The sequence below is a fragment of the Curvibacter sp. EU05-FHT14A10 genome, from assembly GCF_058791075.1.
In genome coordinates this window covers 1-16,904 of sequence record NZ_JBYTDE010000037.1, presented here as the reverse complement: position 1 = coordinate 16,904, position 16,904 = coordinate 1, and the positions used below count along the sequence as shown (strand labels likewise).

At 65.9% G+C, this 16,904-nt stretch carries 16 protein-coding genes; 5 read left to right on the top strand and 11 right to left on the bottom strand.

Annotated features, from left to right (window positions below; genetic code table 11):
• Positions 1-158: 158 nt before the first annotated feature.
• The 11 genes from AC3WUT_RS30035 to AC3WUT_RS29985 form a co-directional block, all read right to left on the bottom strand.
• Complete coding sequence (locus tag AC3WUT_RS30035) at positions 159-1,214, bottom strand: Bug family tripartite tricarboxylate transporter substrate binding protein (RefSeq protein WP_492350735.1); 1,056 nt, start codon at positions 1,212-1,214, stop codon at positions 159-161.
• 82 nt (positions 1,215-1,296) lie between these two features.
• The gene (locus tag AC3WUT_RS30030) at positions 1,297-1,752 is read right to left on the bottom strand and encodes a MarR family winged helix-turn-helix transcriptional regulator (RefSeq protein ID WP_492350734.1); all 456 of its coding nucleotides are present in this window, start codon (positions 1,750-1,752) and stop codon (positions 1,297-1,299) included.
• Between the two features lie 195 nt (positions 1,753-1,947).
• Positions 1,948-2,925: a tripartite tricarboxylate transporter substrate-binding protein gene (locus tag AC3WUT_RS30025; protein ID WP_492350733.1), complete on the bottom strand. Its 978-nt coding sequence runs from the start codon at positions 2,923-2,925 to the stop codon at positions 1,948-1,950.
• 172 nt (positions 2,926-3,097) lie between these two features.
• The gene (locus tag AC3WUT_RS30020; RefSeq protein ID WP_492350732.1) at positions 3,098-4,351 is read right to left on the bottom strand and encodes a phenylacetate--CoA ligase family protein; all 1,254 of its coding nucleotides are present in this window, start codon (positions 4,349-4,351) and stop codon (positions 3,098-3,100) included.
• 400 nt (positions 4,352-4,751) lie between these two features.
• Positions 4,752-5,561: an ABC transporter ATP-binding protein gene (locus AC3WUT_RS30015; protein ID WP_027478903.1), complete on the bottom strand. Its 810-nt coding sequence runs from the start codon at positions 5,559-5,561 to the stop codon at positions 4,752-4,754.
• A gap of 80 nt (positions 5,562-5,641) precedes the next feature.
• On the bottom strand, positions 5,642-6,976 hold the full coding sequence (locus AC3WUT_RS30010; protein WP_492350731.1) for an ABC transporter substrate-binding protein: 1,335 nt from the start codon (positions 6,974-6,976) through the stop codon (positions 5,642-5,644).
• Positions 6,977-7,018: 42 nt separating this feature from the next.
• The gene (locus AC3WUT_RS30005) at positions 7,019-8,095 is read right to left on the bottom strand and encodes a branched-chain amino acid ABC transporter permease (RefSeq protein ID WP_492350730.1); all 1,077 of its coding nucleotides are present in this window, start codon (positions 8,093-8,095) and stop codon (positions 7,019-7,021) included.
• Between the two features lie 29 nt (positions 8,096-8,124).
• Positions 8,125-8,367: a hypothetical protein gene (locus tag AC3WUT_RS30000; protein ID WP_492350729.1), complete on the bottom strand. Its 243-nt coding sequence runs from the start codon at positions 8,365-8,367 to the stop codon at positions 8,125-8,127.
• 8 nt (positions 8,368-8,375) lie between these two features.
• Complete coding sequence (locus AC3WUT_RS29995; RefSeq protein ID WP_492350728.1) at positions 8,376-9,305, bottom strand: branched-chain amino acid ABC transporter permease; 930 nt, start codon at positions 9,303-9,305, stop codon at positions 8,376-8,378.
• A 16-nt stretch (positions 9,306-9,321) separates the two neighbouring features.
• Complete coding sequence (locus tag AC3WUT_RS29990) at positions 9,322-10,107, bottom strand: ABC transporter ATP-binding protein (protein ID WP_019577245.1); 786 nt, start codon at positions 10,105-10,107, stop codon at positions 9,322-9,324.
• Between the two features lie 16 nt (positions 10,108-10,123).
• The gene (locus AC3WUT_RS29985; RefSeq protein WP_492350727.1) at positions 10,124-12,070 is read right to left on the bottom strand and encodes an AMP-dependent synthetase/ligase; all 1,947 of its coding nucleotides are present in this window, start codon (positions 12,068-12,070) and stop codon (positions 10,124-10,126) included.
• A gap of 159 nt (positions 12,071-12,229) precedes the next feature.
• Between AC3WUT_RS29985 and AC3WUT_RS29980 the strand changes: the two genes are divergently transcribed.
• The 5 genes from AC3WUT_RS29980 to AC3WUT_RS29960 form a co-directional block, all read left to right on the top strand.
• Positions 12,230-12,946: a Crp/Fnr family transcriptional regulator gene (locus tag AC3WUT_RS29980; RefSeq protein WP_492350726.1), complete on the top strand. Its 717-nt coding sequence runs from the start codon at positions 12,230-12,232 to the stop codon at positions 12,944-12,946.
• 221 nt (positions 12,947-13,167) lie between these two features.
• Positions 13,168-13,518, top strand: coding sequence for a PilZ domain-containing protein (locus AC3WUT_RS29975; protein WP_492350725.1), 351 nt, complete (start codon positions 13,168-13,170; stop codon positions 13,516-13,518).
• 124 nt (positions 13,519-13,642) lie between these two features.
• Positions 13,643-14,242 carry a methylamine utilization protein gene (locus tag AC3WUT_RS29970; protein WP_492350724.1) on the top strand — a complete coding sequence of 200 codons (600 nt, stop codon included), beginning with the start codon at positions 13,643-13,645 and terminating at the stop codon, positions 14,240-14,242.
• Positions 14,242-16,596, top strand: a complete 2,355-nt coding sequence (locus AC3WUT_RS29965; RefSeq protein WP_492350736.1) for a putative bifunctional diguanylate cyclase/phosphodiesterase — start codon at positions 14,242-14,244, stop codon at positions 16,594-16,596. The genes AC3WUT_RS29970 and AC3WUT_RS29965 overlap by 1 nt, the downstream gene beginning before the upstream one ends.
• A 67-nt stretch (positions 16,597-16,663) precedes the next feature.
• Positions 16,664-16,904, top strand: a 241-nt coding sequence (locus AC3WUT_RS29960) for a hypothetical protein (RefSeq protein WP_492350723.1), incomplete at its 3' end; no start/stop codon positions are given.

Here is a 16,904-nt window from a genome sequence, read left to right as displayed (position 1 = left end):
GGTCGCCTTTCTTTGCTTACTTTCTTTGGCGAAGCAAAGAAAGTGAGGCGGCCGCCGGGCCGCAACCCCGGCCTCCGACCTGAAACAAATGACAGAAGGAACAGAGCGCAGCGGAGACGCCAATCCGCGTACCAAACGCCCGCAGCGGACGCCCGACCTCAATCCACTTTCGCCCCAGAAGCCTTCACCACCTGAGCCCACTTCCGATGCTCGCTGTCGATCAGCTTGGCAAACTCTGCCGGGGTGATACCACTCGGTATCGCCCCCTGCGCCTGCAGCTTTTCCTTGAAGGCCGGGGCCGCGAGCGACTTGGCCACCTCCTGCTGGATGCGGTTGACGATCTCGGGCGGCGTGCCGGCCGGGGCCAGCAGGCCGAACCAGGAGCTGGCCTCGAAGCCCTTCAGGCTGGGGCCGCCGGCCTGTTCCACGGTGGGCACGTCGGGCAGGGCCGGCGAGCGTTGTGCACTGGTCACGGCGAGGGCCTTGAGCTTGCCGGCCTTGATCTGCTGCAGCGCCGAGGGCAGGTTGTCGAACATCACGTCCATGTTGCCGCCCACCAGGTCCATCAGGGCGGGGCCCGAGCCGCGGTAGGGGAAGTGGATCATGTAGGTGCCCGTCATGCTCTTGAACAGCTCGCCCGCCAGGTGGATGGACGTGCCGTTGCCGCTGGACGCCATGTTCAGCTTGCCCGGGCTGGCCTTGGCCATGCGGATGAAATCCTGCACGCTGTTGATGTTCATCTCGCGTGCCTTTTCGGCGTTGACCACCATCACATTGGGCACCGCCGCCACCAGCGTGATGGGTGCGAAGTCCTTGATCGGGTCGTAGGGCATTTTCTCGTACAGGGCCCGGTTGATGCCGTGCGTGCCCACCGTGCCCATCAGAAGGGTGTAGCCGTCGGCCGGTGATTTGGCCACGATGTCGGCACCCACATTGCCGCCGGCGCCGGTTCGGTTGTCGATCACGAAGGCCTGGCCAAAGGCCTTCTGCAACTCGGGTGCCATGGCGCGGGCCAGCAGGTCGGTGGTGCCGCCAGGGGCAAAGGGCACCACGATGCGCACGGGTTTGCTGGGCCAGGCGCTCTGGGCCAGGGCCTGCTGGGCGGCCAGAGGCCCCAGCAGCATGGCCAGGCCGAGCAGGCTGCCTGGCAGGCGGCGCAGCCAGGTGCGGCGCTGGGGGGCGGCGGGCCGGTTGGGGTGGCGGGGATGGGTCATGTGGCGGGTCTCCGTGAGGTGGGCGGCGACACGGGCCGCCCGGTAGTTTCAGGTTCAGGTCAGCGGCGCACCGGGCGCGTGCTCAGTGGGGGCGCCCACGCAGGGCCTGCTCATGCGACAGCACTTCGATCAGGTCGTCCAGGCTTTTTTCGAGCCGCACCCGGCGTGCCGGGTTCAGGCCACGGAACAACTCGGCCTCCCGCTCATTGGCCAGGGGCTGGATCTGCTGGTGCAGTGCCAGCCCCTGCGGGCTCAGCTGCAGGCACTGGCGGCGTTGATCGTGCGGGTCGGGGCTGCGCAGCAGCCGGTCCTGCGCCGTCAGGCCTGCGAGCGCGCGGCTGATCGACATCTTGTCCAGGCCGGTCAACTCGGACAGACGGGCCGCCGACAAACCGGGTTGCACCGCCAGCAAGGCCATCACCCGCCATTCATTGAGCGTCAGGTGGTACTGGCGTCCGACCTGGTCATGAAAGGGGCGCACCGTGAGGTTCATCAAGCGGACCAGCTTGGAAAACAGCGGGGCATCGGGCGAATTCATGGAGATCAGCGGTGTTGGTCGTGCGACCGGAGGGTGTTTTAAGCGATGGTAACGATCGTTACCAAGCCGAACACCCGGGCTTTCCCTGGCTTTCAAGCCTCAAAAAAAACCGCCTGGCTCGCGGACGAGGCAGACGGTCTGTTGGGCACGAAAACCGGGCGGGCTTTCAGTGCAGGGCGTGCCCCTCGGGGCGCATCAGTCGGCGTACACGCCCGCGGCCTTGATGATGGGCGTCCACTTGGCGATTTCAGCTTGCACAAACTTCTTGTGCTCGGCGGGCTCGATGCGCCGGTCGGTGGCCACCACGGCACCCAGGCCTTCCTGCTTCTTGATGAAGTCGGGGTCTTTCAGGGCGGCCTTCAGGGCCGTGTTGATCTTGACCTGGATGTCGGCCGGCGTGCCCTTGGGCGCGTACAGGCCGTGCCAGATGGTGATCTGGAAGTCCTTCACACCCGACTCAGCCAGGGTGGGCAGGTCTTTCAGCAAGGGGGTGTTCAGGCGTTTGGCCGTGGTCACCGCATAGGCCTTGACTTTTTTGCCTTCGATCTGGCTGGTGGTGTTGGTGGTCTGGTCGCACAGCAGATCGATCTGGCCGCCGATCAGGTCGGTGATGGCGGGGGCGGTGCCCTTGTAGGGCACGGTGGTCATGTCCGTCTCGATGGCGTTCTGGTACAGCAGGCCGCACAGGTGCGAGGCCGAGCCGACGCCCGCATTGCCCAGGTTGATCTTGCCCTTGTTCTGGCCGATCCAGGTGGCCAGCTCTTTGTAGTTGTTGGCCGGCATGCTGGGCTTGGCAATCAGGGTCATGGGCACGTCGTTGATGATGCCCAGGTACTCGAAGTCGGAATCGACCTTGAATGGCAGGTTGCGCACCAGCGCCGGCATGGTGGCCATGGCGATGTGGTTGACCAGCAGGGTGTGGCCGTCGGGTGTGGCGCGGGCCACCTTGGCGGCACCGATGGAGCTGCCGGCGCCGGCTGCGTTCTCGATCACCACCGAGGTTCCCAGTTGCTTGCGCAGGGCTTCGGACAGGTCACGGGCCACGCGGTCGGTGGGGCCACCGGCCGAGAAGGGCACCACCAGGGTGATCGGCTTGTCCTTGAGGGGGAAGTCGGCGGCCAGGGCGCTGAACGATGCAGCGATCAGGGCCACCAGGGGCAGCAGCTTGGTCATGAGGGTCTCCTTCTTGATGGTGCGAAGGATGATAGCCACTGCACGCGGCGGTCGGCATCCCGGGAACTACGTATCCGACTGGCCAGAAAACCCTTTGTCATCAAAGGTTTAGGGCCGATGGGGTCGCCCGGTCGTCAGGTCTTTGACAGCCTGCCGCCGGGCGTGGCCTGACTCAGCGGTAGCTGCGCGCGTCCTCGATCACCTTGCCGTCGTTGGGCAGGCTGCCGGGGTTGACCAGCTCGACCTCGCCACGCAGCTTGGTCACCTCGCGGATGGCGTCGGCAATGGCGCCGGCCAGGCCTTCTGCCATCTCGGTGGTCTCCACCTGCAGCACCATCTGGTCGTTGGCCATCTCACCGCTGACCACCAGGCGGGCCTTGCGCACCTGCGGGAAACGACGAGCCACTTCGGCCACCTGGCCCGGATGCACAAACATGCCGCGCACCTTGGTGGTCTGGTCGGCCCGGCCCATCCAGCCCTTGATGCGGGTGTTGGTGCGGCCCGTGGGGCAGGGGCCCGGCAGCACCGCCGACAGGTCGCCCGTGCCGAAGCGGATCAGCGGGTAGTCGGGGTTCAGCGTGGTCACCACCAGCTCGCCCACCTCGCCTTCGGGCACCGGGTCGCCGGTGCCGGGGCGCACGATCTCGACGATCACGCCCTCATCCAACACCAGGCCTTCGCGAGCGGTGGTTTCGTAGGCGATCAGGCCCAGGTCGGCCGTGGCATAGCACTGGTAGCCGTCCACGCCGCGGGCCTGCAGCCAGTCGCGCAAGGAGGGCGGGAAGGCCTCGCCGCTGACCAGGGCCTTGCGCAGGCTGGGCAGGGGCAGGCCCAGTTCGGCTGCTTTTTCGACCAGGATCTTCAGAAAGCTGGGGGTGCCGATGTAGCCCGCGGGCTGCAGCTCGGCCATGGCCTGCACCTGTTGTTCGGTCTGGCCGGTGCCACCTGGGAACACGGTGCAACCCAGGGCGTGGGCGCCGCTCTCCATCATCGAGCCTGCCGGCACGAAGTGGTAGCTGAAGCTGTTGTGGATCAACTCCCCGGGCCGGAAGCCCGCGGCGTGGATGGCGCGCGCCATGCGCCAGTAGTCGCGGCGTGTGCCCTCGGGTTCGTACAGCGTGCCGGGGCTGGCAAACACACGCGGCATGGCGGCGCCAAAGCCCAGTGCGCTGAAGCCGCCGAACACATTGCCTGCTGCGGCACGCGCGGCCTGCTGGCGCTCCAGCAGCTCGTGCTTGCGGGTCACCGGCAACTGGGCCAGGGCGGCCCGGCTGTCGATGCGCGCCGCGTCCACGCCGGCCAGCAAGGCGCCAAAGGCGGTGGTGCGGGTCTGTGCATGGGCCACTTGTGTGGGCAGGGCGGCCATCAGCGCTGCTTCGCGGTCGGCCGGCGTGCGCGTTTCCAGCGCGTCGTAGCTTGAGGTCATGGTGAATTCCTGTCAGGGGTGCACTCGGGCAGGGCTTGCGGAAACAGAGAAGGCGTGAGAACGGGCAAGATCCATCCAGGCATGCCGTGGGCCGCAGCAGCAGACCATGTGCAACGGGTTCTCATCGGGAGATTCAAACCTGGCCAAGGGCTATGCAGCCCATCCGGCTGAGCCCAGGCACAAGCAAACTGCCATGTCGTGCTCGGGTTCGGTATCGACGTATTCGGGGGCATGGACTCAAGACCTGGTCAGTTCAATACAGTGTGAAAAAGGGGCGCCTGCTCGCAAAAGCAGGGCGTGCGCGCTTGGGGAAATCCAACCGCCGCCGGGCCGCCCCAAGGCGGCTGGGCCCCCCTCGGGGGGCAGCGACCACACGCAGTGAGGGAGCGTGGGGGCCATTTCATGCCAGCCAACGCTTGCGGCGCTTGTAGCTTTTCACGTCTTTGAAACTCTTGCGCTCGCCGCCGCCCACGCCGAGGTAGAACTCTTTCACGTCTTCGTTGCTGGCCAGGTCGCTGGCGGCACCGTCCATCACCACGCGGCCGCTTTCCATGATGTAGCCGTAGTCGGCGTACTTCAGGGCCATGTTGGTGTTCTGTTCGGCCAGCAGGAAAGTGACTTTCTCTTTGGCGTTGAGGTCTTTCACGATGTTGAACACCTCTTCGACGATCTGCGGCGCCAGGCCCATCGAGGGCTCGTCGAGCAGCACCATGCTGGGGTTGGCCATCAAGGCGCGGCCGATGGCGCACATCTGCTGCTCGCCGCCCGAGGTGTAGGCCGCCTGTGAGGTGCGGCGGGTCTTGAGGCGCGGAAAGTAGTTGTAGACCTTCTCAAGGTTGGCCGCCACCTCGCCCTTGTCGGCGCGGGTGTAAGAGCCGGTCATGAGGTTCTCTTCGATCGTGAGGTGGGCAAAGCAGTGCCGGCCCTCCATCACCTGCACCACACCGCGCTTGACCAGGTCGGCCGGCGACAGGTTCTCGATGCGCTCGCCGCGCAGCTCGATCGAGCCCTTGGTGACTTCGCCGCGTTCACCCTTGAGCAGGTTGGAGATGGCGCGCAGCGTGGTCGTCTTGCCGGCGCCATTGCCACCCAGGATGGCCACGATGCCGCCTTCGGGCACCTGCAGGGAGACGCCTTTGAGCACGAGGATCACGTGGTTGTAGATCACCTCGATGCCGTTGACGTTGAGAACGATGTTGGGTTTGTCCATGGCACTTCTTTGTGGAGAGGTCGGGGCGTGCCGGGCGCTTGCCCGGCACGGAACCATTGCGTCAAGCCATCACGACCGCATCACGACTGGCAGTCGGCCGGGGTGCGCGGGGTCAGCTTCTTTTCTGCGGCGTACTTGGCGGCAGCGGCCTTGACCATGGGCTTGATGATTTGCTCATCACCCTGCATCCAGTCGCTGGTGATCTTCCAGGCCTTGCCGTCCCAGCTGTGCATGCGGGCCCAGTAGGCGCCCATGTGGTCCTGGCACGAGGTGCTGATGGGGCGCAGCACGCCGCCAAAGCCCAGCGCATCGAGCTTGGCCTGGGTCAGGTTCAGGTTTTCCAGGCCCCAGCGCACCTGATCGCCGTTCATGACCTTGCCCTTGCCATAGCGCTCCTGGGCGGCCCGGATGCCTTCCACGGTCAGCATCGCGCTCATGGCGCCGCGCAGCCACAGCACCTGGCCAACCTCTTCCTTGGGGCCCGTGCCCTGGCCCTTGGCGTGCAGGGTGGCCAGGGCCTCCTTGACCAGCTTGGCATCGAAGTCGGAGCTGTTTTGCAGCGCCACGGCGTTGTAGCCCTTGGCGCCTTCGCCCACGTCACGCACATCGGGTTCGGCACCCGACCACCACACGCCGTACATCTTCTCGCGCGGGTAGCCAGTGGCCTGGGCTTCCTTCAGGGCGGTGGAGTTCATCACGCCAAAGCCCCACAGAATGGTGTAGTCGGGACGCGACTGGCGGATCTGCAGCCAGGTGGCTTTTTGCTCCACGCCCGGGGCCGTCACCGGCAGCAGTTGCAGCTCGAAGCCATGGGCCTTGGCACGTTCCTGGATGATGGGCAGGGCTTCCTTGCCGAAGGGGCTGTCGTGGTAGACCAGGGCGATCTTCTTGCCCTTGAGCTTGTCCAGCCCGCCTTCCTTCTTGCCGATGGCCTGCACGATCACGTCGCCCGCCACCCAGTAGTTGCCGGCCAAGGGGAAGTTCCACTTGAACACCGTGCCGTCGGCGCTTTCGCTGCGGCCATAGCCCAGGGTCACCAGCGGGATCTTGTCGGTGGGCGCCTTCTCGGTGATGGCAAAGGTGGCGCCGGTGGACCAGGGCTGGATCACGGCGGCACCGCCATGGTTGCCCTTGAGGCGTTCATAGCATTCCACGCTGCGGGCGGTGTCGTAGCCGGTCTCGCATTCTTCGATCAGCAGCTTCACGCCATTGATGCCGCCGCGCGCGTTGACGAGCTTGTAGTAGTCGACGATGCCGTTGGCAATCGGCGTGCCGTTGGGCGCGTAGGGGCCCGTGCGGTACGACAGCACCGGCATGTACTGCTCCTTCGCCTGCGCGAAGGCCGATGTGCTGACGAGGGAGGAAACGCCTGCGGCAAGCAGGGTGGCAGCGAGGGCCAGTTGGCGAATCTTCATGGTTGTCTCCGTTGTTGAATGGATGAAGGCACGGTCAGGAAATCAATGGGGGAAGGGCCAGAGTCTGAGCTTTTGCTTGGCGGTGGACCACAGCTTGGCCAGCCCATGCGGCTCGACGATCAAAAACCACACGATCAGGCCGCCAAAGATCATCAGCTCGGCGTGCGAGGCCGCGGTGGTGCTGATGTCTCGCCCGACCAGGCCGGCCAGGAAGGGCAGGAACTGGCTCAGCGCGATCGGCAGCACCACGATGAAGGCGGCGCCGAAGAAGCTGCCCATGATCGAACCCAGCCCGCCGATGATCACCATGAACAGCAGCTTGAACGACAGGTCGACCGAGAACGCACCCGGCTCCCAGGCCCCCAGGTAGAAGAAGGCCCACAGCGCGCCGGCCACGCCGATGATGAACGAGCTGACCGCGAAGGCGCTGAGCTTGGCGTACATGGGGCGGATGCCGATCACCGAGGCGGCCACGTCCATGTCGCGGATGGCCATCCACTCGCGGCCGATGGCGCCGCGCACCAGGTTCTTGGCCCCCAGGGCGATCACGGCCAGGGCACACAGGCAGAACAGGTACTTGCTCACGTCGCTTTCGAGCGCAAAGCCGAACACCTGCAGGTTGGACACCGCCACCGAGCCCGAAGAGTTGTCCAGCGTGAACCACTTGATGCGCAGGAACATCCAGTCGGCAAAGAACTGCGCCGCCAGCGTGGCCACGGCCAGGTACAAGCCCTTCACGCGCAGGCTGGGCAGCCCGAACAGGATGCCGAAGGCCGTGGCACACAGGCCGCCGAGGATCAGCGTGGGGATCAGCGGCATGCCCGGGATGCGGGCAAAGAAGTTGTAGGCGCCATAGGCCCCCACCGCCATGAAGGCGCCCGAGCCCAGCGAGATCTGGCCGCAGTAGCCGACCAGGATGTTCACCCCCAGGGCTGCCAGCGACATGATCACAAACGGGATCAGGATGGCGCGGAACAGGTAGTCGCTGGCTGTCAGCGGTACCACCACGAAGGCCAGTGCCAGCAGGGCCAGCATGAAGAAGCGGTCCTGCGCGATCGGGAAGATCTGCTGGTCAGCGCGGTAGGTGGTCTTGAACTGGCCGTTCTCACGGTAGAGCATGGTGTGTCTCCTGGTGTTCTTGTTGTGGCTTAGACGTGGTGGATGATCTTTTGGCTATGGCCCGCTGCGCTTGACTTGCGATGCAAGTCAGCCTTCGCCGAAAGCTCATCGCTGGCCGTTGCCGGCCCGGAATCCTGCGGATTCATCGCGTATTTCATACGGATGTGAAAGGTCTTTTGGCTTCGGCCCGCTGCGCTTGACTTGCAGTGCAAGTCAGCCTGCGCCGAAAGCTCATCGCTGGCCGTTGCCGGCCCGGAATCCTGCAGATTCATCGCGTATTTCATACGCGATCGATGATCTTTTCCCCGAACAAACCTTGGGGTCTGAAGAGGAGGAACACGAGGGCCAGGACGTAGGCGAACCAGATCTCGATGCCGCCGCCCACGAAGGGGCCGAGGTAGACCTCGGAGAGCTTTTCGCCCACGCCGATGATCAGGCCGCCGATGATGGCGCCGGGCACCGAGGTCAGGCCGCCCAGGATCACCACGGGCAGGGCGCGCAGGGCCACGGTGGCGAGCGAGAACTGCACGCCCAGCTTGCTGCCCCAGATCATCCCGGCCACCAGGGCCACCACGCCGGCCACGCACCACACGATCACCCAGATGCGGTTGAGCGGGATGCCGATCGACTGGGCCGCCTGGTGGTCGTCGGCCACGGCGCGCAGGGCGCGGCCGGTGGCGGTCTTCTGAAAGAACACGCTCAGTGCGGCCACCAGGGCGGCGGCGATGGCTGCGGCGATCACGTCTTCCTTGTTGATCAGGATGCCGCCCTGGAAGATCGACTCGAGTGCGAACATCGGGTCTTTGGGCATGCCCACGTCGATCTTGTAGACGTCGCTGCCGAACAAGGCCTGGCCCAGGCCTTCCATGAAGTAGGTGATGCCCAGCGTGGCCATCAGCAGGGTGGCGCCCTCCTGGTTGACCAGGTGGCGCAGCACCAGAAACTCGATGGCCCAGGCCACCACGAACATCACCACGCCCGCCGCCACAAAGGCCAGCAGATTGGCCACGATGGCGTTGTCCAGGCCCGTCCAGGCCGGAATCCACTCGGCAAAGCGCGCCATGGCCAGGGCGGCGAACAGCACCATCGCGCCTTGCGCAAAGTTGAACACGCCCGAGGCCTTGTAGATCAGCACAAAGCCCAGTGCGACCAGCGAGTACAGCATGCCGGCCATGAGGCCGCCAATCAGGGTTTCTAGAAAAAATGCCATGTCCTGCCTCTCTTGATCAGTGGCCGGCGCCGAGGTAGGCGCGGATCACGTCTTCGTTGTTGCGAACTTCGTCGGGTGCGCCGTCGCCGATCTTCTTGCCGTAGTCCAGCACCACCACGCGGTCCGAGATGTCCATCACCACGCCCATGTCGTGCTCGATCAGCACGATGGTGGTGCCGAATTCGTCGTTCACATCGAGGATGAAGCGGCACATGTCCTGCTTCTCTTCCACGTTCATGCCGGCCATGGGTTCATCGAGCAGCAGCACCTGTGGCTCCATGGCCAGGGCGCGGCCCAGGTCGACCCGCTTTTGCAGGCCGTAGGGCAGCTGGCCCACCGGGGTCTTGCGAAAGGCCTGGATCTCCAGGAAGTCGATGATGCGTTCCACGAACTCGCGGTGCCGGATCTCCTCGCGCTCGGCCGGGCCGATGCGCAGGGCCTGCAGCAGCAGGTTGCTTTTGATCTTCAGGTTGCGCCCCGACATGATGTTGTCGAGCACGCTCATGCCCTTGAACAAGGCCAGATTCTGGAAGGTGCGGGCCACGCCCATTTCGGCCACCTGACGCGAGTTCATGTGGTCGAAGGTCTTGCCGCGGAAGGTGATCGATCCCTCCGACGGGGTGTACACCCCGTTGATGCAGTTGAGCATCGAGCTCTTGCCGGCGCCGTTGGGGCCGATGATGGAGCGGATCTCGTGCTCGCGCACATTGAACGAGATGTCGGTCAGGGCCTTCACGCCGCCAAACCGCAGGCTGATGTTCTTGACGTCGAGGATGACGTCGCCAATCTTTTTGGTGCTCATGTTGCTTCGCTGTGGGTCAGGCTGCGGTCTTCACCGGGGCAAAGGTCTTGGCGTCCGACAGCTTCAGCGTGGCGCTGACGCTGCCGGTGCGGCCATCCTCGAACTTGACCTGGGTCTCGATGTACTGCTCGGTGGCGCCGCCATACAGGGCGTCGACCAGCACCGCGTACTTCTCTCCGATGTAGCCACGGCGGACCTTGTTGGTGCGGGTCAGCTCGCCATCGTCGGCGTCCAGCTCTTTGTGCAGCACCAGGAAGCGGCTGATCTGCGAACCCGCCAGCAGCGCATCGGCGGCCAGGTCAGCATTGACCTTTTCCACGCACTCGAGCATCAGTTGGTACACCTGGGGCTTCTGCGCCAGATCGGTGTAGCCCGCGTAGGGCAGGTTGCGCCGTTCGGCCCAGTTGCCCACCGCATCGAAGTCGATGTTGAGCATCACGCACACCCGGTCTCGCCCGTCGCCCAGGGCCACGGCCTCCTTGATGTGCGGGAAAAACTTGAGCTTGTTCTCCACGTACTTGGGCGCAAACATGGCGCCGTCGTTGGCCCCGCCCTTGAGGCGGCCCACGTCTTTCACGCGGTCGATGATCTTCAGGTGACCGTGGGCGTCGATGAAGCCGGCGTCACTGGTGTGGTACCAGCCGTCGTCACTGAGCACCTCGGCCGTGGCCTTGGGGTTCTTGTAATACTCCTTCAGCAGGCCGGGTGACTTGACCAGGATCTCGCCGTTGTCGGCCACCTTGATCTCCACCCCCTGGCAGGGCACGCCCACGGTGTCGGCGCGGGCCTCGTGGTCGGGCTGCAGGCACACGAACACGGCGGTCTCGGTGGAGCCATACAGCTGCTTGAGGTTGATGCCGATCGAGCGGTAGAAGGTGAACAGGTCGGGCCCGATGGCCTCGCCCGCGGTGTAGGCCACCCGCACCCGCGACAGGCCCAGCGTGTTGCGCAGCGGCCCGTAGATCAGCAGATTGCCCAGGCCATACTGCAGCGCGCCCAGCAAGCCGATGGGCTTGCCGTCCATGCGGTCGGGGCCAAAGCGCTTGGCAATGGCCATGCACTTGTGGAACAGCGTGCGCTTGAGCCAGCCCGCGTCTTCCATGCGGATCATCACGCTGGTCAGCAGGCCTTCAAACACGCGCGGCGGCGCAAAGTAGTAAGTGGGGCCCACTTCGCGCAGGTCGATGGCCACGGTGGCGCTCGACTCGGGGCAGTTGACCACGTAGCCGCAGCTCAACCATTGCGAGTAGCTGAAGATGTTCTGCCCGATCCAGGCCGGTGGCAGGTAGGCCAGCACCTCTTCGGCCGAGCTCAGCTTGTCAAAGCTCGCCCCGGCCTGGGCGCGATCGACCAGCGCCCGGTGGGTGTGCACCACGCCCTTGGGGTTGCCCGTGGTGCCCGAGGTGAAGAACATGGCCGCCACGTCGTCAGGCTGGGCCTTCTCGACCTCTTCGCGCCAGAAGTCGGGGTGGTTCTGGGCAAACACCTGGCCGCTGGCCACGAGCTCGTCGAGCGCGCCCAGGCCCGGGTCGGTGTAGTTGCGCAGGCCGCGTGGGTCGTCGTAATAGATGTGGCTGAGGGCGGGGTACTGCTCACGCACCTCCAGCATCTTGTCGACCTGCTCCTGGTCTTCCACCAGGCAGTAGCGAACCTCGGCGTTGTTGAGCGGGAACACGCACTCGGCGGCGGCCGCGTCCTGGTACAGGGGGATCGGGATCGCGCCCAGCGACTGTGCTGCCAGCATGGTGGCGTACAGGCGCGGGCGGTTGGCCCCGATCACCACCATGTGCTCGCCCCTCACCAGACCGGCTTGGTGAAGGCCGCAGGCAATGTGTTCGACCAGGTGGGCCAGGTCAGACCAGCTGCGGGTCTGCCAGATGCCGTATTCCTTTTCTCGGATCGCTGGCGCCTGAGGGCGCTCGCTCGCGTGCTTTTGCAGCAAGCGGGGAAACGTGGTGTGCATGACGGTTCCTTGTCTCCAGTTGGATGGGGCGGACTCTGCGGTCGCCGCCGATATGCAATGAATCGTAAGCAGGGGTTTGACGCCATGTTGTCGTTGCAATGACAATTTGCGGGTTGTCCCTTGTTCGGACTTTCCCCAGTTCTGTCCCGGAGGTGTTGCATGGCCAGCGAGTCTGCGTTGTATCAGCGTCGTCGCCCCCCCACGGCCGAGGAAATGGCCGGCATCCCCTGGCTGCACCATCTGCAGCCCACCGAGCGCGACCGCATCTTGCCGATGCTGGTGGTGGGCGATGCCCTGCCGGGCGACTACATCTGCCGCATGGGCCGGCCCGTGAACTACTGGTTCGGTGTGGTTGAAGGTTTGCTCAAGATGAGCGCCGACAGTGCCCAGGGCCATCCCATCACCTTCACCGGGGTGCCCCCCGGGGGCTGGTTTGGCGAGGGCACGGCGATGAAGCGTGAGCCCTACCGCTACAACATCCAGGCGTTGCGCCGCAGCGTGGTGGCAGGCCTGCCGCTGGAGGGGTTCCACTGGCTGCTGGACCATTCGCTGGGCTTCAACCGCTTTGTCATGAACCAGCTCAATGAGCGCCTGGGGCAGTTCATTGCTGCGCGTGAGATTGACCGCATGAACAACCCCGACGTGCGCGTGGCGCGCAGCCTGGCCGCGCTGTTCAACCCCGTGCTGTACCCCGGTGTGGGTGAGGTGCTGCGCATCACCCAGCAAGAGCTGGCCTACCTGGTGGGCCTGTCACGCCAGCGCGTGAACGAGGCGCTGCGCAACCTGGAGCGCCAGCAGATCATCCGGGTGGAGTACGGCGGTCTGCGCGTGCTGTCGGCCGAGGGCCTGCGATCAACCCTGCAGGCTTCGGGCTGAGGCGGGAATCCCCTTCTTATTGCGCACAAAAGTGCGCAATCTGATGCAAAACCCTTTGATCAGCCGGACTCTGGGTTGGATCCGCTCGGGGGCAACGATAATACCGCCCCTCCGTGATGGGGCGCTGAACCGAGCAACGCCCCGCAGAACCTGAGACCCGCGAGACCCGCGAGACCCGCGAGACCCGCGAGACCCGCGAGACCCGCGGGCCTGCCCCCGATATGAACTCCCCCGTCCATTCCGCCCCGTCCGAGCGGCGCAGCGCTTTCCGAAAACTGGTCCGATTGACCGCCGTCCTGGAGGTGGATGGTGCCGCCCCCCTGGCCGTGCGCACCGTGGAGGTCTCGGCGAGCGGCGTGGCCTTGAGCAGCGCTTTGAACATCAGGCCCGGCGGCCGTTGCCTGGTTCGCATCGCCCTGCCGGCCCAACCGCCTCAGCCCATGCTCGCCGTGCAGGGCGTGGTCACATACAGCGTGCTGAGCCAGCGCGATGGCGGTTTTCGGGTCGGTGTGCAGTTTCAGGCCCTGCCTCGGGGCGCGCAGGAACGGCTGCAGGCCTTCATGGGTGATTGAGCCTCGGGGGCTTCGCCGATCCACCACCAGCGGGACGGCGCTTGCTTGTAGGATGGAGACCTGTAACAAAGCTGGTGCGCACGCAGGGGCTGCGCGGGGCATTTGGGCTTGGCTGGAGAAGGCAATGAAAAGCGTTTGGGTCGGGGTCGGGGCTTGCTTGGCTGCTGCGGCGTGCGCCGCCGCCAGTGTTCAGGTCGAGTTGCGCGACGAGGCCGGCAAACCCTTGTCCGACGCCGTGGTGTTTCTCGATTCGCCTGAGGCGGCGCGGGCCGTCAAGCCCCTGCAGGGCGCCGAGATGGCGCAGCAGGGCAAAGAGTTCGTGCCCCGGGTGCTGGTGGTGACCAAGGGCACCGAGCTGGCGTTTCCCAACCGTGACAAGGTGCGCCACCACGTCTATTCCTTTTCGCCCGCCAAGAAGTTCGAGCTCAAGCTGTATGCCGGCACGCCGGCCAACCCGGTGCTGTTCGATCAGCCGGGGGTGGTGCTGTTGGGCTGCAACATCCATGACTCGATGGTGGGCTGGGTGCTGGTGGTCAACACCCCGTACCACGGGCTGAGCCAGGCCGGTCGCCTGACGCTGGACAACGTGCCGGCGGGCAATTACCGCCTGCGCAGCTGGCACCCCGGCCTGCCGGTGGGGGCGGCCGCGCTGGACCAGGCCCTGGTGGTGCCGGCCAGCGGCAGCGTCACGGCCAGTGTGCGCATGACGGGGCTGACGCCGTGATTCCGCGTCTCCAGCGCGGTGCTGCCAGCCTGATCACCCGGCTGGTGGGCTTGTCCCTGTTGCTGCTGCTGGTGGTGCAGATCGCCGGCTTTGGCGTGGTGCGCCAGAGCATCGAGGCCAACGCGCGGCGCCAGGTGGCCCGCGAGCTCGACATTGCCGAGCACGTGTGGGAACGCATGCTGGCGCAAAAGGTGGAGCAGCTGCGCGACAGCGCCACCCTGCTGGCTGCCGACTACGGCTTTCGTTCGGCCATCAACTCGGGCGATGTGCAGACCGTGCAATCGGTGCTGGAGAACCATGGCAGCCGCATTGGCGCCACGGTCACGGCTTTCCTGGATCCACAGTTCAAGGTCACGGCCTCCAGCCTGGCCGACGAGCACATGGGCCTGGATCAACAGCTCATCGCCGATCTGCCGGCCTACCTGAGCCGAAACCCCACCGGAGCCCCGCTGATCGTCATCAAAGGCGTGCCCCACCAGTTCGTCATGGTGCCCATGCGCGCCCCGCTCACCATCGGCTGGGTGCTGATGGGGTTTCCGGTGTCGCAGGATCTGGGCAAGGAAATGGGGCTGCTGCTGCAGGTCGAGGTGGTGCTGGTCACCCAATCCGAAGGCCGGCGCACGCTGGCCTTTTCCACCGCCGCCTCCGAGGTCACCGGGCGGGCCCTGGCCCAGGCGGGTGGGGCGGAACTCAGCGGCAGCGGCGAGCTGGTGCTGACCCGCCACGTGCCCATGAAAAGCCGCAACGGCGAGGTCGAGACGATTCTGCTGCGCTCGGCCGAAGAGGTGCTGGCCCCCTACCGGCGCCTGCAGTGGCTGCTGGCGCTGATCAGTGGCGGCGGCCTGTTGCTGGTGGCGCTGGGCAGCTCGCTGGTGGCGCGGCGCATCACCACCCCGCTGCGCGACCTGCTGCTGGCCACCCAGCGCCTGGCCGTGGGTGAGTACCAGACCCCCATCGCCCACCTGGAGCGGCGCGACGAGATCGGCAACCTGGCGCGCGCCTTCGACCACATGCGTGTCGACATCGATCACCAGCAACGCGAAATCCGCCACCTGGCCTACTGGGACCGACTGACCGGTCTGCCCAACCGCGAGCGCTTCCGCGAGGCGCTGGAGCAAGCCATCCGCGACAGCACCCCGCTGGCCCGTCCGTTGGCCGTGGTGTCGCTGGACCTGGACCGCTTCAAACACGTCAACGATGTGCTGGGCTACGCTTTTGGCGACCGCCTGCTGCAGGCCGTGGCCGGGCGGCTGCAGAACCTGGTCACCCAGCCCGGTGACCTGGTGGCCCGGCGCGGCGGCAACGAATTTGCCGTGCTGCTGCAGGGCAGCGACGCCAAGGCAGCCCTGGAGTTCACCCAGCGCATCGCAGGGGCTTTTGAAGTCCCCCTGGCGTTTGACGATCAGACCATCGACTTGAGCGCCGGCATGGGCGTGGCCTGCTGGCCCGCCGACGCCGACAACGCCGACCTGCTGCTGAGCCGCTCCGAAATCGCCATGTACACCGCCAAGCGCAAGCTCAGCGGGGCCTTGTTGTACGACCCCGCCTTCGATTCGGCCAGCGGCCAGATGCTGTCGCTGCTGACCGAGATGCGCCGCGCGGTAGAGCAAAACGAACTGCGCCTGTTCCTGCAACCCAAGGTCCGGCTGCCCGGTGGCGAGGTGCTGGCGGCCGAGGCCCTGGTGCGCTGGCAGCACCCGCAGCGCGGCCTGGTGCCGCCCATGGACTTCATCCCCTTTGCAGAGCAGACCGGCTTTGTGCGCCAGCTCACGCTGTGGATGTTCGAGGCCGCCACCCGCCTGATCGCCGGTCTGCCCGAAGCCCTGTCGGGCCTGCGCGTCTCGATCAACCTGTCCACCCGTGACCTGCTCGACCCCGAACTCAGCACCCGGCTGGGGGCGCTGCTGCAACGCCACGAGGTGCAGCCCGCGCGCTTTTGCCTGGAAATCACCGAGAGCGCCATCATGGACGACCCGCAGCGGGCTGAAACCATGCTCAACCGCCTCTCCGAGCAGGGTTTCAAGCTGTCGATCGATGATTTCGGCACGGGTTATTCGTCGCTCGCCTACCTCAAGCGACTGCCGGTCGACGAGTTGAAGATCGACAAATCTTTCGTCATGGGCATGGAAAAAGACGAAGACGATGCCAAGATCGTGCGCTCGACCATCGACCTCGCGCACAATCTGGGCCTCAGCGTGGTGGCTGAAGGCGTCGAAAGCGCCGCCATCATGGAGCGGCTGGGCCAGCTCCAGTGCGATGAAGCCCAGGGCTATCACATCAGCCGGCCCCTGCCGGCCGAGGCGTTCCTGACCTGGTGCGCACAGCAGACGGCAATGGCAGCCACCGCCGCCTGAGTTTCCCGATTCCAACACGCAGCCATCTGGCCCGAGAGGCAGGTGCTGCGGCTTTCACCTCATCAGCATGTCCGATTCCAAACCCCGACTCACCCTGCGCGCACCGCGCCCCGAAGGCGACAAGGCCGCCAGCCCCCGCAGCGGCGGCGCAGCCCGCCCGCCCTCGGCCGGCCGCCGTGGCCCCGCCCCGGGCGGCAACCGCGACGCGGGCGACCGCCGCGGCCCAGGGGCCGGCCCCCGCAGCGGCCCGGGCGGACGCCCCGGCCCCGGCGGCCCGGGTGGCCCCTTCGGTTCGCGCGGCCCTGGTG

Bases quoted from the DNA above. Each gene is read 5' to 3' on its own strand.
- AC3WUT_RS29990 (WP_019577245.1), bottom strand. From the start codon at position 10,107: ATGAGCACCAAAAAGATTGGCGACGTCATCCTCGACGTCAAGAACATC.
- AC3WUT_RS30025 (WP_492350733.1), bottom strand. From the start codon at position 2,925: ATGACCAAGCTGCTGCCCCTGGTGGCCCTGATCGCTGCATCGTTCAGC.
- AC3WUT_RS30000 (WP_492350729.1), bottom strand. From the start codon at position 8,367: ATGAATCTGCAGGATTCCGGGCCGGCAACGGCCAGCGATGAGCTTTCG.
- AC3WUT_RS30005 (WP_492350730.1), bottom strand. From the start codon at position 8,095: ATGCTCTACCGTGAGAACGGCCAGTTCAAGACCACCTACCGCGCTGAC.
- AC3WUT_RS29975 (WP_492350725.1), top strand. From the start codon at position 13,168: ATGAACTCCCCCGTCCATTCCGCCCCGTCCGAGCGGCGCAGCGCTTTC.
- AC3WUT_RS29995 (WP_492350728.1), bottom strand. From the start codon at position 9,305: ATGGCATTTTTTCTAGAAACCCTGATTGGCGGCCTCATGGCCGGCATG.
- AC3WUT_RS29985 (WP_492350727.1), bottom strand. From the start codon at position 12,070: ATGCACACCACGTTTCCCCGCTTGCTGCAAAAGCACGCGAGCGAGCGC.
- AC3WUT_RS30020 (WP_492350732.1), bottom strand. From the start codon at position 4,351: ATGACCTCAAGCTACGACGCGCTGGAAACGCGCACGCCGGCCGACCGC.
- AC3WUT_RS29970 (WP_492350724.1), top strand. From the start codon at position 13,643: ATGAAAAGCGTTTGGGTCGGGGTCGGGGCTTGCTTGGCTGCTGCGGCG.
- AC3WUT_RS30015 (WP_027478903.1), bottom strand. From the start codon at position 5,561: ATGGACAAACCCAACATCGTTCTCAACGTCAACGGCATCGAGGTGATC.
- AC3WUT_RS30010 (WP_492350731.1), bottom strand. From the start codon at position 6,976: ATGAAGATTCGCCAACTGGCCCTCGCTGCCACCCTGCTTGCCGCAGGC.
- AC3WUT_RS29980 (WP_492350726.1), top strand. From the start codon at position 12,230: ATGGCCAGCGAGTCTGCGTTGTATCAGCGTCGTCGCCCCCCCACGGCC.
- AC3WUT_RS30035 (WP_492350735.1), bottom strand. From the start codon at position 1,214: ATGACCCATCCCCGCCACCCCAACCGGCCCGCCGCCCCCCAGCGCCGC.
- AC3WUT_RS30030 (WP_492350734.1), bottom strand. From the start codon at position 1,752: ATGAATTCGCCCGATGCCCCGCTGTTTTCCAAGCTGGTCCGCTTGATG.